Raw genomic sequence first — 19,736 nt, forward strand, 5'->3', positions numbered from 1 at the left:
TTAGTCAGGTGATGACGATGCGAAGTACGCTTTCTGTGGTTCGACTGATATTGCCGATCGTGATGGGGCTTGCGTTCGTTTGCGACCTTGCGGCGCAAACGGCGGAGCCGTCAGCCGCCGGGCTGTGGCAAAAGGTCGAGAAGGGCAAGCCGGTCGGATGGTTTTTGGTGGTCGATCGCGACGGCATCTATGAAGGCGCGTTTGCCAAGCTTTTTCCTGAGCCAGGCGATGCTCCCAATCCGGTCTGCTCAAAATGCACCGACGATCGAAAAGATCAGCCGTGGCTCGGGCTCTCCTTCATCCGCGACATGAAGCGAGACGGACTGAAATACGAGAATGGCAATGTGCTCGATCCGCGCGATGGCAAGATCTACAAAGCCAAGATGACGGTCAGCCCCGACGGACAGACTTTGACCATGCGTGGCTATCTCGGCTTCTCATTATTGGGCAAGGATGAGATCTGGACCCGGCTGCCGGACTCCTCGATCGCTTCGCTCGATCCGGCCATCATCGCGAAATATCTGCCGGCACAGGCGGCGGCGATGAAGCAGCCAGCTCCGAAAGCGCCTGTCGCAAAGAAGACGACGGCGCCCGCGCCTGCACCTGGAGCACCTGCCCCCGCGCGTTGAGCAAAACTGCTGGAGGAGATGATCCGGCAAAGCATGCCCTCGGGCCACGACCCGATGGGCGGCACCGGTTGTCCCTTGCGGCAAACGCGAAACGTTTGCGCGGAGATCACGCTCAACCAAAATAGAGCGGGATGACGATCCGAAGAAAAGTCATCGAACGCTAACGCGTCCCCGGCAATGCCGGGATCGGCGATACCGGCTGCGAAATCACTTCAGGCACGGCGGCATCCAGTTGCAGCACGGCGGCTGCGGCCGGCAGCGCCGCGTCCGCCATCGCGGCGTGGCCTTCGGCGGTGGGATGCACGGCGCCGCCATACACCGCCGACAGAACCCCCCAGGTCGCGTCGTGGATGTCGGCAGGCTGCTGCGACGACGGCAAGCCCAGCGGATAGGTCATTGCCGCGAAGTAGCTGTCATTGGCGTCGCGGATCCAGCGCGCGCGCGGCAGATAGGCGCGATATTCGCCGGCGCTGCGGCCGCACAGCATTGGCTGGCTGGCGGCGGTGACGATGTCAGGATCGAAGCTCTCGCCGCGGGCCGAGAAACATTGGCGATCGAATTCGGGATCGCTCTCCGCCCGCGCGCAGAAACCGTGGTTCGCAAACGTCGCCTGATGCGCATCGACAAAGGTCATGCGGTCGGCGCGCGGGTTGCGGCACAGGATGCCGGATTGGCACAGCGCGAGCGCCTTCAGCTGCGGCAGGAATTCGCCCTCGACGAAGTTCGAGACGGCGGCGAGCCGCTGCGGCTCGGCGTTGAACGAGGGGTGAATATCGAAGCCCGCCCGTCCGCCGGGGCACGGCGTGCCGTTATTGGCCAGCGTCGGGTTGGCGTAGGAGGTGTAGACGACGCGCGACATGTCGCCGACCAGCGGCTTCAGCGCCTCGCGCAGCTTGGCGAATCCTTGCGGGAGGTCCCGCATCAGCGCGCCGCGTGCCTCCTCGACCGATGCCAGCACGCCGCTGCGCCGGAACAGGGCGCGCTCCGTCGCCGTGTCGACGATCACGTCGGCGACGAGCCCCGAAAAATAAATGTCGTTGGCGCCGACCGACAGCAGCACCAGATCGAGCTTGCGATCGGGCTGGCGGCCTTTGGCCGCCGTGACGGCTTCGCGCAGTTCAGCGAGCTGGGCGTTGACCGTGCCCCGGCAACTGCCCGATTTCGACGGCGGGCAGTCACGGGCGCGCTGCGAGCCGAACAGGCCGTCGGCGATGGTGGCGCCGGTGCAGGCCAGCGGCAGATACGTCACCGCTATATGCGGAAACTGTACGGCGAGCGCCAATGCGGTCCGCGTCTGATAGCTGTAGAGCGAGCGGTGGCAGGCTGCATTGAGCCAGAGCGCGCTCTGCCGCTGCCAGACGGCCATCGTATCCGGGGCTTCACAGGCCCGTCCGCCCTTATAGCCGGCGCGGCTTGGACGGTAATATTGTGAGGCGGCCGATCCCAGATAGGAGCGGAAGCAAAAGCCATCATCGGACAGCGCGATAGGCCGGTCCGGATTTCCCTCGCCGGAGGCGACGCTGTCGCCGAGGCCGGCGATGAAGATGTCGCGCACCGAGATCTCGGTGGCGACGCGCTGGCCGCCGTCCGAGCCGGCGGAGACATCGACGCTGGCCACGGTGGTACGTCCATAGCGGACCCTGAAATTGACCGGCTCGGCGCAGTCGAACGTGGATCCTTGCGGTCCGTCGCCGTCGTCGAACGACCAGGCGCAGGTGGCGCCGACCGGAACCGGTCCGGTCAGACGGACGGTGATGGGATGATCGATTGGCGTCAGATAGCTTTCCTTGACGTTGTCGCGGGTGCAGGGCTCGCTGACACGGCCGGCAAGATCGATGCAAAGCCGGTTCACGGTGTTTCGTGCCCAGCCGCGGCCGTCGCTTTGCAATCCCAGCGCCTGTTCGGCGGCCAGAACGCTGCGGCCGCGGCTAGCCTCGGCGTGCAGTTGGAAATCCCGTTCTTCACGGAACAGCCGGAAACGGTTGCGGACCTCCCAGGAAATCTGCATGGCGCCTTGGGGCGCGGTCTGCGCTTCCGCAGGGGGAGGCGATAGCGCCGCCAGCGCGCCGGCGAGCAGCGCGACTGATACTATCGATCGAGGTAAAATACCGGCCATGGCGCGTTTGACGTTAGCGGTAAGGCAGAAATAAGAGAACCCGACCCTCGTAACCCAAAAGACTGAAGCAGGCAGATAACGTCGCTGTTACCGTTTGGCTCGCTTGAGCGGCTGCCTGACCGGGACCTCCGCCGTGCGGGGCTGTTCGTTCATCTGGCGGCTGGCCTCCGCGAGCCTGCGGCGTTCCTGCCAGGGCTGCACCACGCTGAGCCAAAGTTCGCGCGCGCCCATGATCCAGATCGAGATGCCGAAGGGAATCAGGAAATACAGGATCCGGAACACCACCAGGGTTGCCAGCAATTGTTCCTTGCCGAACTGGGGCAGCGCCACCAGCATCGCGGCGTCGAACACGCCGATGCTGCCCGGGGCATGGCTGGCGAAGCCAAGCAGTGTTGCCAGGATGAAGACCACCGCCAGCGAAACGAAATCGATATGGGGTTGCGTCGGCATCAAGAGATACATCGCCAGCGCGCAGAACCCGAGATCGACGACGCCGATCATGACCTGCAGCAGCGTCAGCCGCGCCGAGGGCAGCACCACCTTCCAGCCATTCTGGCCGAGTTCGCGGCGGTTCTCGCCCATCACCAGCCAGAGGAAATAGGCCGCGATGCCGGCGAGGCAGCCGAGCGCGATCAGACGGTTCACCGAAGGCGGCAGCAGATCCATGGCCGTCGCCGCTTCCGGATGCCAGGCCATGCCCATGCCGAGCACGAACAGATTGCCGAGCCAGAAGGTCAGACCCGAGAGGAAGCAGATCTTGGCGACATCGATCGCGGTCAGGCCGTAGTCGGAATAGATCCGGAAACGGATCGCGCCGCCGGTAAAAACGGTGGCGCCGATGTTGTGGCCGATGGTGTAGCTGGTGAAACTCGACAGCGCGGCGATGCGATAGGGGACGTGCGTCTTGCCGATGGTTCGCAGCGCAAAGAAATCATAGAAGGTCAGCGTGCAAAACGCGCCTACCACGCACAGCGCAGCCAGCGCGATGCGATGCGGCGCGATTTCCGTCAGTGCGGTCAGAATAATCGCGGTGTCGACGCCCTTCAGGGTGTGAACCAGATGGGTGACGGCAAGGATGATGATGAGGAGACTCGCAGCGATCCCTAGCCGTTTCCAGCCGATCTTCTCCTTGAAGCCACGCCCAAGCGTGGTCAGCAGCCGATGCATTCATCCTCCCGGCGGGATGGCAAAAGAAAACCTGTCAAACGAGGCGACAGGGACGGTCAGACGCACCGTGCGCGAAGACACATAAGCCAAAATCGAACCGTTGTGCAGCCCTTGACAAGCCTAGCTTCTGCGTTCGTTCGGCAACCCTGTCATACGTCCTACATATGCGGCCGCGTTAACGATTGTGAGTCGCGGCCAGGCGTATTCCCAACGCTCTCTCGTAAGCGCCGTTCCGCTGTTACCGGGGCCCGCCCCGCGTAGATCGGCTTGAGGAGGGGGCCGCGGTTTCGCATTCCCAAGCCGAGGGACGGTTATTGGGAGGCATCACGACCATGAACGGCTTGTTCATCCCGAATTGCGGACATCTAGTATTACGCTGAGAGACAACTCGTGAAAGCGTCGCCGCCGAGAACGCGGCCGAAAAGCAGCTTAAACGGGGCTTTTTGTGTCATCTCGACGAAACAGGCGCATGCCCGGAAAGGTGCTTCCGCTGCGGGGGGCCGATGGGCACGGCGGTCAATTGCCCGTCGATCGACGGCATCATTCAGAAGGCCGAGGAAGTCGTAAGGCGAGGTCGCGGCCGTGCTGGATGCAACGCTGAGCAATGTCGCCCTACGCCGCTGCGCCTGACGAGATCTCGCTATGGCTGCCTGATCGCCCGGGTGTGGAAGCTGCCGCGCGACCACGGTGCTGGCCGAGCCCACGGTTGGTCTGCAGCTGATTTGTCCGGTCCATTGAGGCAAAACGCCGCGCGTGAAAATCGCGCGCGTTCTTGCGTCAGGGGCTGCGATTCTGGCCGGCGTGCCACTGCCGGTGCGGGTACTCACTGCTTGGGAATCACTTCACGGGTGGCCGTTTGAGGCCGCGCTCGGTCGATAATGGGAATCACCGGGTACCGGCGGGAACCCGCAACCGGCACGCGAGGACGCCAAGCATTTATTCACCATCGAACCAGACGAAACCGCGTCGGTTACCCCAAATGCACCATTAGCGTCGTCATTACAGACCGGTAGCAGGGGTCTGTGATGTATCAAGTTCTGAATTGCCTGGTCACCGAGCATGATTTGCGGCTGGTTGTTCTCGCCGGCATCATTTGCTGGCTCGCCAGCGCGGTAGCGATCAGCCTGTTTCATCGCGCCCGGGCCTCACAGGGCCGCACCCGCGCGATCTGGGTCGGCCTTGATGCTGCGGTCGGCGGCTGCGGAATCTGGGCCACCCATTTCGTGGCGATGCTGGCCTACGACCCCGGGTCCGGGGCCGGATACAATATTCCGGTCACCCTGCTGTCGCTGATCTTTGCCGTCTCGATCGCCGCGGTCGGCCTCAGCGTTGCCCTGCTCAACGACCGCCGGTCGACGCTCGCGATGGGCGGCGCGATTGTCGGCGCTGGCGTCGCAGCGATGCACTACACCGGCATGATGGCGCTCGAGCTTCCGGCGCGCATCGTCTGGTCGCCCGGCATCGTGCTGGCATCCGTTATGCTCGGGAGCATGTTCGCAGGCCTGGCGCTCGTTGTCGCCGCGCACCGGGATGACCGCAAACACACCTTGGCCGCCACGGGCCTGCTGACGGTCGCGATCGTTTCCCACCATTTCACTGCGATGGGCGCCGTGACGCTCGTTGCCGATCCGACCCTCGTCACCGACGAATTGACGATCTCGCCGGGCGCGCTTTCCTTTCTGACCGCCGTGGCCGCGTTCGCCATTCTCGGCATATCGTTCGTAGCGGCGTTGCTCGATCGCCGCTCAAGCAGCGAACTGCACCAGCAGAAGGTCCTGCTCGACTCGGCCATCACAAACATGTCGCAGGGACTTTGTATGTTCGATGCGGACGGCCGCATCATGCTGTTCAACCAGCGCTACAGCGAGATGATGGATCGGACCAACATGCCGCTGCAGGGCCGTTTGCTGGTCGACGTTCTGCGGGATCAGAAATCGATCGGAAAATGGGACGGCGATCCCGAAGAATTCTTCAACATTGTGGTGACCGCGGCGAAAGCCGGCGAGAGCCTGAACCGGGTCGTCAGCCGAAACGGACGTTCAATCCGCGTCGTCGATCAGCCCAAAGAGGGCGGTGGTTGGGTTGCGACCTTCGAGGACATCACCGAATGGCAGGCGGCCCAGGAGCAGATCACGCATATGGCGCGCCACGACGCGCTCACCAATCTGCCGAACCGGACGCTGTTCCGCGAGCAGCTCGAGAAGGCGCTGCGCCTCGCCAAGCGCAGCGATCAGCTCGCGGTGTTCTGCCTCGATCTCGATCATTTCAAGGAAATCAACGACTCGCTCGGCCATCCGGTCGGCGACGCCCTGCTGAAGGAAGTTGCCCGCCGGCTCGGCGAATGCGTCACCGAGCACGACACGGTGGCAAGACTTGGCGGCGACGAATTCGCGGTCGTGCAGTTCTGCAGCGACTGCGATCCGTCGGCGGTGGCCTTGCTTGCCAGCCACATCGTCGAGAAGATCGGGGAGCCCTACGATATCGGGGGCCACCAGCTCGTCGTCGGCGTCAGCATCGGCATCTCGCTGGCGCCCGAGGACGGCAAGCAGCCCGATGAGCTGCTGAAGAAGGCCGATCTCGCGCTCTATCGCGCCAAAGCCGACGGCCGCGGCACCTATCGCTTCTTCGAGAGCGGAATGGATGCCCGCGCCCAGGCGCGGCGCATTCTGGAACTGGATCTGCGGGCGGCGCTGCAACGCGACGAGTTCGAGGTCTATTATCAACCGATCCGCGACGTCGCCAGCGACAGCGTCGTCGCGTTCGAGGCCCTTGTACGCTGGAATCATTCGCTCCGCGGGATGATCGCGCCGGCTAATTTCATTCCGCTGGCGGAGGAAACCGGCCTGATCATTCCGCTCGGCGATTGGGTGCTTCGGCAGGCCTGCGTGGACGCCGCAGGCTGGTCCGAGGATATCACCGTCGCCGTCAATCTTTCGCCGGTCCAGTTCAAGAATCCGAACCTGATCTTGTCCGTGAAGTCAGCGTTGCAGGCCGCCGGTCTTCCGGCACATCGCCTCGAACTGGAGATCACGGAATCGGTGCTGTTGCAGAACAGCGAGGCGACGCTGGCGGTTCTGCATGAGCTTCGCGGCTTTGGCGTCAGGATCTCGCTCGACGACTTCGGAACGGGTTATTCGTCGCTGAGCTATCTGCGCAGTTTCCCGTTCGACAAGATCAAGATCGACCGTTCGTTCGTCACTGAACTGGCCACGCGCGACGATTCCATGGCCATCGTCCGCGCCGTGACCGGATTGGGCAAGAGTCTCGGGATCGTCACTACCGCGGAGGGCGTCGAGACGGAGGCCCAGTTCGATCTGCTGCGCCGCGAAGGATGCACGCAGGCCCAGGGCTATCTGTTCAGCAAGCCGCGTCCCGCCGCCGAGGTGGCCGCGATGCTGTCGAAGCCGCGCGCACGCATCGTCGCGTAATCGCAGAGCGTTTTCGAGCGAAGTGGATACCGGTTCGCGTAAAGAAAACGCGTCAAAAAAGGAATCGGGTTTGAAGTTACGCCTTACGCAGCGCGAAATGCGCGCCGCAGAATGCCATCACGGCGCCGAGGCATAACGCCGCAAGACCCGAAAGCACGCCCGAAATCGTCGGGATCGGGCTTGGCGCGGAGGCTGCCTGGCCGGCGCCGGCCAGGATCAGCACGCCGACCGCGATCAGGAACTGGCGCATCCGCTGCGGGATTTGGCCGGACACCGCACTGTGCATCAGATTGGCGGTGAAATAGCCGCCGCAAAACCCGACGCTCGCAATCAGCCACCACGCAATGGCCGCGCCCGCGGGCATGAACTCACGGGTATCGGATCGCCACAGGCCGCCGAGGTCGAGGCCGTAGCGCGCGCCCAGCATGTGAACGGCAAGCGCCAGCAGCACCCCGGATATCATCGCGCCGGCCAGAATCAGGCGTCGCGGAAAATAGGTCGTCTCGGCCATGGCCTGCTTGTAAGGTAAAGCCGGCTGGCCGCGCAAGCTGCGCGCTCGGCCGCTACCGGGATTTTTGAATTGCCAACCTCACTACCGGACAGGACGGAGACATCGGGCGATAGCGCGCCCGAAACCCGCTATGTCTACAAGGCGTCGCTGATCGGATCGGCGCATGAATTCAAGCTGACCGATGCCGGCTTGTCCTGGCATATCTCGGGCAAGTCCGGTGTCTGGGGTTACGCCGACATCGCGGCGATCCGCCTCAGTTACAAGCCGTCGTCGATGCAATCCCGCCGTTTCCGCGCCGACCTCCAGGGCAGGGATGGTGGACGCATCACCATTCTCTCGACCACCTGGCAAACCGTCTCGCTGATGGTGCCGCAGGATCACGACTATCGTGCCTTCATCACCGAGTTGCATCGGCGTATGGCGAAGGCGGGCAGCAAGGCCACGTTGATCGCCGGTATCGGACGGATCACCTACGCCGCGGCCCTTGCGATGGTGACGTTGCTCGGCATCGCGATGGCCGGGCTTCTGGTGCGCGCGTTCGCGACCGGTGAATGGTACGGCGCGTTGTTTCTGGTTGGCTTCGTCGCGCTGTTCAGCTGGCAGATCGGCGGCTTCATCAAGCGTAACCGGCCGCGCGCTTACGACTTCGATCATTTGCCGCAAGCATTGCTGCCGTAGCAAGGCCGTGATGTCGTCGATGTCCGATTGGAACCGATGCAATACTGAGTCATGTCGATGAAAATGATCGCGCTCGCTGGAGCCTTATGCCTTCTATTCTCCAGCTCGACGTTATGCAAAGCGAACTCTGGCCCTTGGTGTGCGCCGGATGTTGCGATTTTGACTTTCAAAGATCAACAAGGTCGGGATCTTGCGAGGATCGAACTTCGCTCCCTCAAGGCAGTTTGCAGCCGAAACCCGGAAAAGAAAGGGTTTGGAGTAAGCTTGGAACGATCGATGCGCATTGAACACAATGGGCAATGGACTGAAGTGCCGAAAGAGTGCGTATCCGGTTTCTCTTTTGGAGTAGATGGGCTGTCGCTGTCTGGGGATGATACCGGTCTAGGTATGAGCCTTATTGGAAAATCGACGGACAGAGACGACAATACAAAAGTCACGATATATAAACTGCGTGATCAAGTCTTATGCTTTCGGGTCGAACCGTGCTCGACTATCGAAAATCACAACCAAGAGTGCAATAGGCAGTTGTCGCCGTAATGGTCGTTCCGTCTCAACTTGTTAAAAGAGAGCGAGCGGACCCCAGCGAGTTATGATGGAAGATCACCCTCTTCTGAACGTGGTCGCACAATGGCCAGGCCGTGTTTCGACACAGCTTGCCTTTGAGGCGCGCGGCTTCTTGGTCCACAGGGCATGGCAGAATCGAATGATTGAGTTCTGCGGTGAACACCAGGAGGACTTGCTCAATCGATATTGGGATGAGGTCTCGTTGGAGACAATGCGGTGCGCAGGAAAGGTAATTTGCGAGATGCGGTATTTTGGCATTGAACCAAAATACCGTTCTGCATTTTTGGACGAGCTCTTCGCGGCCAGAGATTTTCTTGAGCCTCCTTTTCAAGCTCCTCCGCTCATCAGATGCTTGTTTGAGCATCTCAAGAAAACCTGGTTTGATGCAGAGTTTAGACATAGCGAAGCAGCCGTCATAGGGATGCAGAAGAAGCAGGAGAGCGAGCGTTTAGAAATTCAGACGGCGGGTTGGACAGGAAAGAAGCGGGACGTCCTTCCCTTCATTGATAAGTTTTGCTCAGCGCATGCATTCAAGCGCCGTCGTAACCTCTGGCATAAAAATCTGAGCTGCGGCCTCGTCTTCGAGGTCAGCACTGATCTCGGGGGGAGTGCTTATTGTACCCAAATGCCATTGATGTTTCGGATATTCCATGCGGACGATCCCAAATTTGCGTTCGAGTTGGGAGGGAATGAGCCGTTTGATCAGCTTGTCTATGGAAGTCGATTATACGGGGGAGGAGGAGATACCAGCAATTTTGTTTTGGGAGTTCGGGCTAACATTGAACTGTTCGATGTAATTGCTGCGTCTTTTGGGACCTCTCAGCCAGCTTAAGATCTAAAGCAGTCTTGGCTTCTTGCGAATTGTTGCGAAGCTTGCTGCCGTAGTTTCCGCAATCAAGCGCAATCAAATGTGACTTTGCGAAGCGCGCCGCATGCGGCAACGTGCCAATGCGTTCCCCGCGGTTGGATGAGCATTGCTGCGAGCACGAAGTGACGGATCGAAGCACGCGATTGCCGACCGAGGCCGAGATTGCCGCCATCAATGCGCAGCATTTGATCCGCACGCCGCTGAAGCCGGCCGATCTGCTGTTCGTGTTCGGCACCCGCGTCGATGTCAGGGAGCGCGTCGATGAGGCGGTGAGGCTCTGGCGCGAGGGTTACTTTCGCTGCTCGGTCGTCAGCGGCGGGATCACGCCGGGAGCGGAGCGCTCGGAATGCGAAATCATTGCGGATGCGATGATCGCACGCGGCATCCCGCCCGGGCGGATCCTGCGGGAAGATCGCGCGATGAACACCGGCGAGAATGTGATCTTCTCGCTCCCGGTCATCGACGCCGCGCTGGGGCTGGCGCATGTTCGCAGCGTGATTTGCCTCGGCAATACCTGGACCGCGCGCCGCTATCCGATGACGCTGCACCGGCACTGGCCGGAAGTGGAGAAAATGCTGGTCACGGTCGACAGCTTTGCGACACCGCGGTCGCTCTGGCACACCGATCCCGAATTCAGGCGGCGCATGCTCTGTGAATGGGACAAGATCGAGCCGTACAGGGCGAATGGCTTTATCGCCGAGTGGCCGTGAAGTGCGGGTGACCGGTCTATTCGGTTGATTCGAAATCTTCTTCGCTCGCGCGCAGCATTCCCGCCAGTGTCCGCAGCGCCGCATCGAGCTGGTCGACGGGCGGCGCGGCCAGCGCCAGCCTTATTGCGTTCGGCGCATGTCCGGGGCTCACCGCAAAGGTCGACGAGGGCGTCAACGCGATGTCCCGGCGGGCTGCGGCGGCGACGAAGGTCTGCGACCGCCAGTGGTGCGGCAGCGTCAGCCACAGATGGTAGGATTTCGGGTTGGCCTGCAGCTCGAAGCCGGCCAGCCGTTCGGCGGCAATGTGCTGACGCCGCTGCGCATCGATGCGCTTTAGCCTGACGAGTTCGGACGCGGTGCCGTCGGCCATCATGCGTTGCCCGGCCGCGAAGGCGTATCCCGAGGCTGTCCATCCGCCGGAACGAACCGATGCCATGATGCTCTCGCGCAAACGTGGCGGCGGCACGATGAAGCCGAGCGCCAGACCCGGCGCGACTTTCTTGGAAAGGCTGTCGAGCACGACGCAGCGATCGGGTGCCAGCGCTGCCAGCGGTGCCTCGTCGTCGAGGAATCCATAGACCACATCTTCGATGATGGTGAGATCGAGTTTCTCGACGACGCGCAGCAACTCGGTGCGGCGCGAGGCCGGCATGGTCATGCCCAATGGATTCTGAACCGTCGGCTGGATGTACAGCGCCGACAGATGCGCCTCACGGTGGGCCTTTTGCACGGCGTCGGGACGCACGCCGTTTTCGTCCATCGTCAGCGGCACCAGTGTCACGCCGATCCGGGCGGCGATGCCCTTGATGAAAGGATAGGTCAGGGCCTCCACGCCGCAACGGCCGCCGGCCGGTACGATCGCGGCCAATGCGGCGGCGATGCATTGCCTGCCGTTGGCGGTGAAGACGATCTGCTCCGCGCGCGCCGACCAGCCGTTTTGGGAGAGGAAGTCCGCCGCGATGTTTCTTGCCGCTTGCGTGCCGGCGCTGGTGCCTTGCCGCAACGCGATTTCGAGGGCTTCCGGCCGCTCCAGTCCCTCAAGGCTGTTCGCGATCAGGGCCGATTGTGTCGGCAGCAGCGGATAATTGACTTCCAGATCGATGCGGGCGCCGCGTGGTTCGGTCAGCGTGGTGATCGCACGGGGCGCCTGTCCGGAAATGAACGTGCCGCGTCCGACTTCGCCGACCACGAGGCCTCGCCGTAACAATTCCGTGTAGACGCGGCTCGCGGTGGAGACCGCGATCTTGCGCTCATAGGCGAAACTGCGCTGCGGCGGCAGGCGATCGCCCGGTTTGAGCCCGCCATTGGCGATCTCGGAGGCAACGGCATCGGCAAGCCTGAGATATTCGAACTTTGACATAATTGCACCGAGAGCAATGTTTTACTTGCACCGAGGAATGTACCGGATCATTTTGAACCTATCAAGCCTGAGATTGCACTGAGGAGAGTGCAAACAATCAGACCTAAAGGCGCTGCCGCTGATTCCCAGCGATTGCGTCGGCGGCATCGCCTTGCCGCGTGAAAGCCAACTGGAGAAGACCAATGACCATGATGTCCCAAGCTGCAGCCCAGCCTGCCATTCCCTTCGCATCGAGCGGATTTCTCCGCCGATTCGGGATCTGGGCGCATGTAATCGCCGCGTATCTGGATCGCCGGGCGGCGGTCAAAGCGCTGCGCCAGCTGGACGATCGTGAACTCCGCGATATCGGAATAACCCGCAGCCACATCGAGCAGGCGGTTTGGGGTCTCGCAGACCCGGATCTCGGGCGGCTCCGGTAAAGGCTGCGTGCCTTGATCTGGACCAACACAGAATTGCGGCCCGGTCGATCGGCCGGGCTGCATTGTGACTGCGTATCGCTATCGCTGCATCAATGCCGGACCACCAGCACCGAGCATTTGGCGTAGCGCACCACATGGCCGGCATTGGAGCCGAGAAAATAGGTCCGCATCGCCGGCCGGTGCGACGTCATCACGATCAAATCGGCCTTGATCGCCGCAGCCTCTTCCAGGATCTCGTGATAGATACCGCCTTGCCGCACCACGGCGGAAATGCGCGACGCCTCGATACCGGATTCCTGCGCCACGATCGCGAGCGCCTCTTCCGAGGTCTGGCGCTGCTGGGCGTCGAAATCGGCCGGCACATATTCCGCCAGCATCACCGGCGTCATCGGCATGACGTTGAGCAGCCGCACCGTGCCGCTCCAGGTCTGTGACAGCGTTGCCGCTGTTGCGATCGCGGGCTTCGCCAGATCGGTGTCGGCGAGATCGAGCGGCACCAGAATGGATTTGAACATCCGCGCCTCCTGTCGGAAACGAGCCTAGCATGAGGGCGACCGGATGTCCGCCCGGCCTACTTTGCACGGGGTTGTTTTCGCGATTTTATCTCTGGGCTAGTCGTCCGACGTCTGCCTCAGCAGTTTCGGGCTGGTGAAGCGCACGAGGTTGCCGCGGCGAAACGCCACCTCGTTCCAGTCCTCGATCGCAAAATCGAGGATCGCAAGGCCGCTGGTCGGCAGATTGTCATTGAGGGCTTTTTTCGCGGCCGCATCGCCGCTGCCGGACAGCGCCAGCGCCAGTTCATGCATGCCGGGATTGTGGCCGATCACCATCAACCGCTTCGGATCGGTGGCTTCGGCCATGCGGATGATCTGCAGGAGATGCGTTGGGTCGGCGCCGTAGAGTTCGGCCAGGAACTCGGCCTGCGGCGGGGCGAAATCCTTCGCCGCATCCTGCATCGCCTCCCGGACGATCTCCCAGGTCTGTTGTGTCCGCACCGCGGTCGAGATCAGAACCATGTCGGGGAGAGGCAGGTGCCGGCCGATCCAGCCACCGATCGCGGCGGCGTCCAGCCGGCCGCGGTCGTCGAGCCGGCGGTCCTGGTCCTGCCCCGAGGGTGCGTCGTGTTCGGTCTTGGCGTGACGCAGCAGCATCAAACGGCGCATGGACGCAATCTCGATTCGTTTTGGCCTGAATTAATCTACAGGCTCATGCCCAGGACAAGGTGACAAGCGCCGCAGCGGTCCGTAAGAAAACGCCATGGCAGAGACTTTCACAAGTGCGACCAACGGTCCGGACGACGACGCGTCGTTTCGCTCGCGCCTGTCTTTCGATCTCGACGTCGATATCTGCGTGGTCGGAGCAGGCCTCGCCGGCCTGACGGTGGCACTGGAGGCCGCGCGTCTTGGCGCCAGCGTTGCCGTGCTCGAGGGCCGGCACGTCGGCTGGAACGCGTCCGGCAACCAGCTCGGCACCGTCATGCCGGGCTATAGCCTTCCGATCGGCGAGTTGATCGAGCGCGTCGGCCTTGAGGATGCCCGCGAGCTCTGGGCGCTGTCGAAGGAGGGCGCTGGTTACATTCGCGCCGTGGCGAGCGAAGAGGCGATGCCGGGCATTGCGCTGACCGAAGGGGCGCTGGAAGTCTCCAATGTCGATGCCGGTGAAACCTTGATCAGCCGGCTGCAGACGCTGAGCGAGGATTTCGAGACCGAAGTCGAGGGCTGGCAGGTCGATCGGGTGCGCGATCAGCTCAAGACCGGGCACTATTTCCACGGCATCTATTACCCCAGGGCGTTTCAAGTCGACGGCCGTAAATATGTCCATGGCCTGGCGGCGCTCGCAAGGCGGGCAGGGGCGCGGATCTTCGAGGACACGCCGGTGGTCAGCATCGATCCTTCGGGTATTCGAAAGCGCATCGTGACGCCGTCGGCGCGGCTTCGCGCATCGCACATCGTGCTGGCCGGCAACATCCATCTCGGGGCGCCGTTGCGGCGGCTGTCGGAAACGCTGCTGCCGGTCTGGCGCTATGCCGCCGTGACCGAACCGCTCGGCGCGCGCCTCACTGACGCCATCACCTTTCAGGGGTCTGTGAGCGACAGCGACGGCATCGATCATTTCCGGATCGTGGAGGGCGACCGCCTGATGTGGGCCAGTCCGGAAACGACCTGGGACGCGCGGCCGCGCCGCTTCGGCGCGACCATCCAGCAGCGAATCTCCACCATTTTTCCACAGCTCGGCAAGGTCGGAATATCCGATGTCTTCGGCGGCGCCGTCGGTGTGACCGTCCACGGCATGCCGCAGATCGGCCAGTTGCGGAAAGGATTGTGGGTCGCCTCCGGCTTCGGCCGCCAGGGGATGAACACCGCGGCGATGGCGGGGCAATTGGTGGCGCGCAGCATTCTGTGGGGCGACGAGCGCTGGCGGCTTTTTTCGCCGTTCGAACTGGTCTGGGCAGGCGGCACGACCGGGCGGGTCGCCGGTCACCTGATCGGCATGTGGGGGCGGGGAAGTTCAGCGGCCGCGGGCGCGCTGGCCCGTTATCGGGAAGGCATGCGCGCCAAGGAGCGGATTCGCGAGGCGCGGGTGGCCGAGGCCAGCCGGCAGGCCGGAGCCAGGCCGCCGCTCCGTCGCCGTCCGCCGCCGGGTCCGTCGCGGCCGGTCCGCCCGCAGCCGCCGTCGGAAGCCGCGGACGCTGCAATACCGCCGGTCGTGACCTCGCAGGAAAGTGAGCGAATTCGGGACGGATCCGTGTAACTTCCGCACGCGCGCGCCGTATTTGATGGCGAACCACCTTGTTCCGCCTCGCACGGAGACCCCGATGATGGACCGCCGTATCCTGCTTGCATCTGTGGCCGGCCTGTTCGGCCTTGTGGCCTTCCGCTGGCTCCGCACATCGCCCGCGCAGGCCGCCGAGAAGTTCGAGGTCGAAAAGACCGACGCCGAGTGGCGCGCGCAGCTGACGCCGCAGCAATATGAAATCCTGCGCAAGCACGGCACCGAGCGTCCGGGCTCGAGCCCGCTTCTGAAAGAGCACCGCAAGGGCATCTTTGCCTGTGCCGGTTGCGACCTGCCGCTGTTCGCCTCGGAGACGAAATTCGAGAGCGGCACCGGCTGGCCGAGTTTCTACCAGCCGCTCGACAACGCGCTCGGCAAGACCGAGGACCGCACCTACGGCATGCTGCGCACCGAGGTGCATTGCAGGCGCTGCGGCGGCCATCTCGGTCACGTCTTCAACGATGGACCGAAACCGACGGGGTTGCGCTACTGCATCGACGGATTTGGGATGGTGTTTCACCCGGCCATGGCGTCGGCGACCTGACCGATTCCACCTCTGCTGCCCGGCAATTGTTGCCCGCCCGGCAATTGTGCCCCGGTCCTTGGACCGGGGTTTTTCATTTAAGATATTGATATAAATATATTTTCTATGTTGGCATAACGCTTGCGACGTCTTCCTTCGATTGCGGCCCTGAATTTTGGCAAACACCGGCACGCCGCCCGGATCGAAGTTGGAGACGATGTAATGGGTATCTTCGGCGCTCTCACCACGTCCGTCGCGGGCCTGCGGGCGAATTCCTACGCCCTAGAAAACATTTCCGGCAACATCGCGAACTCGCAAACGACCGCCTTCAAGCGGATCGACACCAGTTTCATGGATATCATTCCCGACACCGGTAGCACCGCGCAACTCGCGGGCAGCGTCACCGCCGGCTCGCGCAGCACCAACACCATCGCAGGGTCGGTGCAGTCGGCGGCGGTATCGACTTACATGGCGATCAACGGCGACGGCTTCTTTGCGGTGCAGAAGCCCGGCAGCATCTCCGACAACAACCCGGTGTTCGACGGCATCAATCGTTACACGCGGCGCGGTGACTTCTCGCTCGACAAGAACGGCTACCTCGTCAATGGCGCCGGCTACTATCTGGAAGGCGTGCCGATCGATCCGACCACGGGCAATCCGAGCGGCAGCGTGCCGCAGGTTCTGCGCTTCCAGAATGACTTTCTGCCGTCGCAGGCAACAACCAAGATCGACTACCGCGCCAACCTTGCGAGCTACCCGCTGACCAACAAGCACGACACCTCGGTGCCGGGATCGGAGTTGCTGCGGCCGGCCGACTTCATTTCAAATCCGAGAATCCTCGGGACCCCTGCGACCCCGTATTCCAATACGGCCGTGCTGGGTAACGCGCGGAACAACTATGAGACGATACCGCAGCCGATATCGGCAGGCACGTTGCTCACAAGCACGTCCGGCACCAACTCACTTCCTGCTGGATTTGCAAACGGCGATACGCTCGTGCTCAAGACCACCACCGGTGGCGTCACGACGACCAACACACTGTCCTTCTACACCGGTGCTGCGCCTGCTCCGGTAGCCGGCACCACTTTCATCGACCTTGCCACCGCGACAGTTGGAGGCCTGCTGACCACGATCGATGGCCTCACGGGCGGTGCGCCTGCTTCGAGCGTCTCCGCTGCAGGGGCCATCACGCTGAATACCGGTACCACGAACGACTTTACCCTTGCGGCCGGTGCGTCGGCATCGGCTGTATCGGCATTCCAGGCGCTCGGCTTCACGGGCACCGTCACGGGGCTTCGCGGTGGCGGCGGCACGGCTGGTACCGGCATCGTGATCGGCAGCGACAATAAGGCGTTTCTCGACGAGTCTATCAGCGGCGGCACCAGCACCGCCTACGACGGCAACGGCGCTCCAGTCGCCTTGCAATTCAGATGGGCCAAAGTGGAATCGGCCACACAGGGCGCAACGGACACCTGGAACTTGTTCTATCAGGTCAATCCCGGCGCCACCGGCAACACCGTCTCCTGGCAAAACGTCGGCACCGATTTCAAGTTCGGCACCAACGGCCAGATGCAGCCGGTTGTCGGCCAGATTACATTGACCGGTTTGACGGTCGCCGGCACCAGCCTCGGCAATGTCACAATGGCCTTCGGCACCGGTGGTCTCACGCAATTCGCTGATACCAACGGTAATGCTCAGGTGAACCAGTTGCAGCAGGACGGCTACGCGGCCGGTCAACTGCAGAGCGTATCGGTCAGCAACGAAGGCCGCGTCGTCGGCAGCTACTCCAATGGCCGCAACATCGATCTGGCGGAGGTCAGCGTGGCGACCTTCAACGGCGCCGACTTCCTGAAGCGTATCGATGGCGGTGCGTTCGAGGTCACCAACGAATCCGGTGAAGCCCTCTACGGCAAGGGTGGCAACATTTCCGGCTCGTCGCTGGAATCGTCCAACACCGACATCGCCGACGAGTTCACCAAGCTGATCGTGACGCAGCAGGCCTACTCGGCCAACACCAAGGTGATCACGACGGCGAACACGATGGTCCAGGATCTTCTGAACGTGATGCGATAGTCCACGCAGTATTCCGTGGCGGTTTCCGAGAGCGGTAGTTTGTCATGAGTCTCAGCGACGCACTCTCCATTGCGATGTCCGGCCTGCGCACCAATCAGGCCGCGATGTCACTGGTGTCGTCGAATGTCGCCAACGCGGAAACGCCCGGCTACGTTCGCAAGACACTGAATCAGGTCGCGACCGATGCCGGGGCCTTTGGCAGCAACGTCCGGAGCGTTGGCGTCAACCGCGAGCTGGATCAGTATATCCAGGCACAGCTACGCACGGAAACCTCCGGCGCCGGCTATGCCTCGCTGCGATCCAACTTTCTGCAGCAACTGCAGAGCCTCTACGGCAACCCGGGTTCGGTCGGCACGCTCGAAGATGCGTTCAACAAGCTGACCACGGCGGTACAGGCGCTGTCGACCAGCGCCGACAGCCAGTCGGCGCGGATCGGCGTCGTCAACGCGGCGAACGTGCTGGCGAGCCAGCTCAATTCGATGACGCAGGGCATTCAGACGCTGCGCGGCGCAGCCGAAAACGGCATCAGCGATTCCGTCAACACCGCCAACAACCTGATGTCGCAGATCGCGACCATCAACAACCAACTATCGGCCAATCCGCTCGGCGGCACTTCGACCGACGCATCGACGGCGGCACTGCTCGACCAGCGCGATCAGTACATCACGCAATTGTCCGAACTGATGGACATTCGCGTCACCACCAACGGCGCCAACCAGATTACGGTCTTCACCACCTCCGGCGTGGAGCTCGTGGGCAACCAGGCCGCCAGGCTTTCATTCAATGCGCAGGGCACGGTCACCCCCAACACGCAGTGGAACACCGACCCGTCGAAAAGCAACCTCGGCTCGGTCGTCATCTCCTATACCAATGGCGGATCGATTGATCTAACTGCCTCGGGCGGCATCAGGTCGGGTAAGATCGCCGCCTATACGGAGTTGCGCGACAAGTCGCTGGTCGAGGCGCAGAACCAGCTCGACCAGTTCGCGGCATCGCTGTCCAGTGCGCTGTCGGACAAGACCACCGCGGGCACCGCGGTGACGTCAGGCCCGCAGTCGGGATTTGATTTGAATGTTGCCGACCTGAAGGCCGGCAACGTCATCCATGTCACCTACACCGACACCGCGTCCAATACGCAGCGCCAGATATCGATTATGCGCGTCGACAACGCCAGCGTGCTGCCGCTGCCGAACAGTGCGACCGTCGATCCCAACGACCGGGTGGTCGGTATCGATTTTTCGGGAGGCATGGCCTCCGTCGTTGCTCAACTGAACACGGCGCTGGGCGGATCGGACCTGCAGTTCTCCGGCTCGGGCTCCACGCTGACGGTGCTGAACAGCGCCGGCAACTCCACGGTCAACGCAGCTTCGGTCACCACGACGCAAATCAACCTGACCAACGGCAGCGCCGAGCTCTCGCTGTTCACTGACAGCGGCTCGCCCTACACCGGCGCGATCGGTGCGACGGGTTCGCAGATCACGGGCTTCGCGGGACGTCTCACCGTCAACAACGGGTTGGTCGCGGATCCCTCCAAGCTCGTGCTCTACAGCGCCTCGACGGCCGCGGGCGACACCACGCGTTCCGATTTCATTCTGTCGCAACTGACCACGGCAAAGTTTCAATATTCGCCGGCATCGGGCGTCGGCAGCGCCAGCGCGCCGTTCAAGGGCACGCTGCTGAGCTACATGCAACAGTTCACCAGCTCGCAGGGCGCGGCCGCCGACGCGGCGGCGCAACTCGCCGGCGGACAGGATGTGGTGCTCAACACGCTGCAGGAAAAGATGTCGTCGACCTCGGGCGTCAACATCGACGAGGAGATGGCGCATCTGCTGTCGCTGCAAAACTCCTATTCGGCCAATGCGCGTGTGATGTCGACTGTGAACGAAATGTACAAGACCCTGATGCAGGCGATTTGAGG

Annotated in this window: 16 protein-coding genes; 10 read left to right on the forward strand and 6 right to left on the reverse strand. The window is 62.5% G+C overall.

Annotated features, from left to right (window positions below):
• Positions 1–17: 17 nt before the first annotated feature.
• Positions 18–629 (forward strand): DUF2147 domain-containing protein, encoded by a 612-nt coding sequence (locus tag JQ597_RS11275; RefSeq protein WP_212264250.1) that lies wholly within the window; start codon positions 18–20, stop codon positions 627–629.
• Between the two features lie 160 nt (positions 630–789).
• Here JQ597_RS11275 and JQ597_RS11280 read toward each other — a convergent pair whose 3' ends face one another.
• Both JQ597_RS11280 and JQ597_RS11285 read right to left on the reverse strand, forming a co-directional pair.
• On the reverse strand, positions 790–2,745 hold the full coding sequence (locus tag JQ597_RS11280) for an SGNH/GDSL hydrolase family protein (RefSeq protein WP_212264251.1): 1,956 nt from the start codon (positions 2,743–2,745) through the stop codon (positions 790–792).
• An 87-nt stretch (positions 2,746–2,832) separates the two neighbouring features.
• Positions 2,833–3,912: a lysylphosphatidylglycerol synthase transmembrane domain-containing protein gene (locus JQ597_RS11285; RefSeq protein ID WP_212264252.1), complete on the reverse strand. Its 1,080-nt coding sequence runs from the start codon at positions 3,910–3,912 to the stop codon at positions 2,833–2,835.
• A gap of 1,025 nt (positions 3,913–4,937) precedes the next feature.
• On the opposite strand from JQ597_RS11285, the gene JQ597_RS11290 reads away from it, so the two are divergent.
• The gene (locus JQ597_RS11290) at positions 4,938–7,340 is read left to right on the forward strand and encodes a bifunctional diguanylate cyclase/phosphodiesterase (RefSeq protein ID WP_212264253.1); all 2,403 of its coding nucleotides are present in this window, start codon (positions 4,938–4,940) and stop codon (positions 7,338–7,340) included.
• 76 nt (positions 7,341–7,416) lie between these two features.
• On the opposite strand, the gene JQ597_RS11295 is transcribed toward JQ597_RS11290, so the two are convergent.
• Positions 7,417–7,851, reverse strand: a complete 435-nt coding sequence (locus JQ597_RS11295; RefSeq protein ID WP_192737728.1) for a hypothetical protein — start codon at positions 7,849–7,851, stop codon at positions 7,417–7,419.
• A gap of 69 nt (positions 7,852–7,920) precedes the next feature.
• On the opposite strand from JQ597_RS11295, the gene JQ597_RS11300 reads away from it, so the two are divergent.
• The 3 genes from JQ597_RS11300 (at position 7,921) to JQ597_RS11310 (ending at position 10,671) form a co-directional block, all read left to right on the forward strand.
• On the forward strand, positions 7,921–8,529 hold the full coding sequence (locus JQ597_RS11300) for a hypothetical protein (protein ID WP_212264254.1): 609 nt from the start codon (positions 7,921–7,923) through the stop codon (positions 8,527–8,529).
• 592 nt (positions 8,530–9,121) lie between these two features.
• Positions 9,122–9,925 carry a hypothetical protein gene (locus JQ597_RS11305; protein WP_212264255.1) on the forward strand — a complete coding sequence of 268 codons (804 nt, stop codon included), beginning with the start codon at positions 9,122–9,124 and terminating at the stop codon, positions 9,923–9,925.
• Positions 9,926–10,083: 158 nt separating this feature from the next.
• A complete protein-coding gene (locus tag JQ597_RS11310) occupies positions 10,084–10,671 on the forward strand; it encodes a YdcF family protein (RefSeq protein WP_212264256.1) in 588 nt (195 codons plus the stop codon).
• A 16-nt stretch (positions 10,672–10,687) separates the two neighbouring features.
• Here JQ597_RS11310 and JQ597_RS11315 read toward each other — a convergent pair whose 3' ends face one another.
• Positions 10,688–12,031, reverse strand: a complete 1,344-nt coding sequence (locus tag JQ597_RS11315) for an aminotransferase-like domain-containing protein (protein ID WP_212264257.1) — start codon at positions 12,029–12,031, stop codon at positions 10,688–10,690.
• A 182-nt stretch (positions 12,032–12,213) separates the two neighbouring features.
• On the opposite strand from JQ597_RS11315, the gene JQ597_RS11320 reads away from it, so the two are divergent.
• A complete protein-coding gene (locus JQ597_RS11320) occupies positions 12,214–12,450 on the forward strand; it encodes a DUF1127 domain-containing protein (protein ID WP_212264258.1) in 237 nt (78 codons plus the stop codon).
• An 89-nt stretch (positions 12,451–12,539) separates the two neighbouring features.
• Here JQ597_RS11320 and JQ597_RS11325 read toward each other — a convergent pair whose 3' ends face one another.
• Both JQ597_RS11325 and JQ597_RS11330 read right to left on the reverse strand, forming a co-directional pair.
• Positions 12,540–12,965 carry a universal stress protein gene (locus tag JQ597_RS11325; protein ID WP_211998895.1) on the reverse strand — a complete coding sequence of 142 codons (426 nt, stop codon included), beginning with the start codon at positions 12,963–12,965 and terminating at the stop codon, positions 12,540–12,542.
• Between the two features lie 96 nt (positions 12,966–13,061).
• Positions 13,062–13,613 (reverse strand): SixA phosphatase family protein, encoded by a 552-nt coding sequence (locus JQ597_RS11330; RefSeq protein WP_212264259.1) that lies wholly within the window; start codon positions 13,611–13,613, stop codon positions 13,062–13,064.
• 94 nt (positions 13,614–13,707) lie between these two features.
• Here JQ597_RS11330 and JQ597_RS11335 point away from each other — a divergent pair, with 94 nt between their 5' ends.
• From JQ597_RS11335 to flgK, 4 genes are all read left to right on the forward strand, one after another.
• On the forward strand, positions 13,708–15,201 hold the full coding sequence (locus JQ597_RS11335; protein WP_212264260.1) for an NAD(P)/FAD-dependent oxidoreductase: 1,494 nt from the start codon (positions 13,708–13,710) through the stop codon (positions 15,199–15,201).
• Between the two features lie 64 nt (positions 15,202–15,265).
• Positions 15,266–15,766 (forward strand): peptide-methionine (R)-S-oxide reductase MsrB, encoded by a 501-nt coding sequence (msrB, locus tag JQ597_RS11340; protein WP_212264261.1) that lies wholly within the window; start codon positions 15,266–15,268, stop codon positions 15,764–15,766.
• A gap of 201 nt (positions 15,767–15,967) precedes the next feature.
• A complete protein-coding gene (locus JQ597_RS11345) occupies positions 15,968–17,818 on the forward strand; it encodes a flagellar hook protein FlgE (RefSeq protein ID WP_212038767.1) in 1,851 nt (616 codons plus the stop codon).
• 44 nt (positions 17,819–17,862) lie between these two features.
• Positions 17,863–19,734 carry a flagellar hook-associated protein FlgK gene (gene flgK / locus JQ597_RS11350; RefSeq protein ID WP_212264262.1) on the forward strand — a complete coding sequence of 624 codons (1,872 nt, stop codon included), beginning with the start codon at positions 17,863–17,865 and terminating at the stop codon, positions 19,732–19,734.
• The last annotated feature ends 2 nt before the right edge of the window (positions 19,735–19,736 follow it).

Origin of the sequence: Bradyrhizobium sp. AUGA SZCCT0177 (genome assembly GCF_018130125.1) — a bacterium.
Classification (GTDB): Bacteria; Pseudomonadota; Alphaproteobacteria; order Rhizobiales; family Xanthobacteraceae; genus Bradyrhizobium.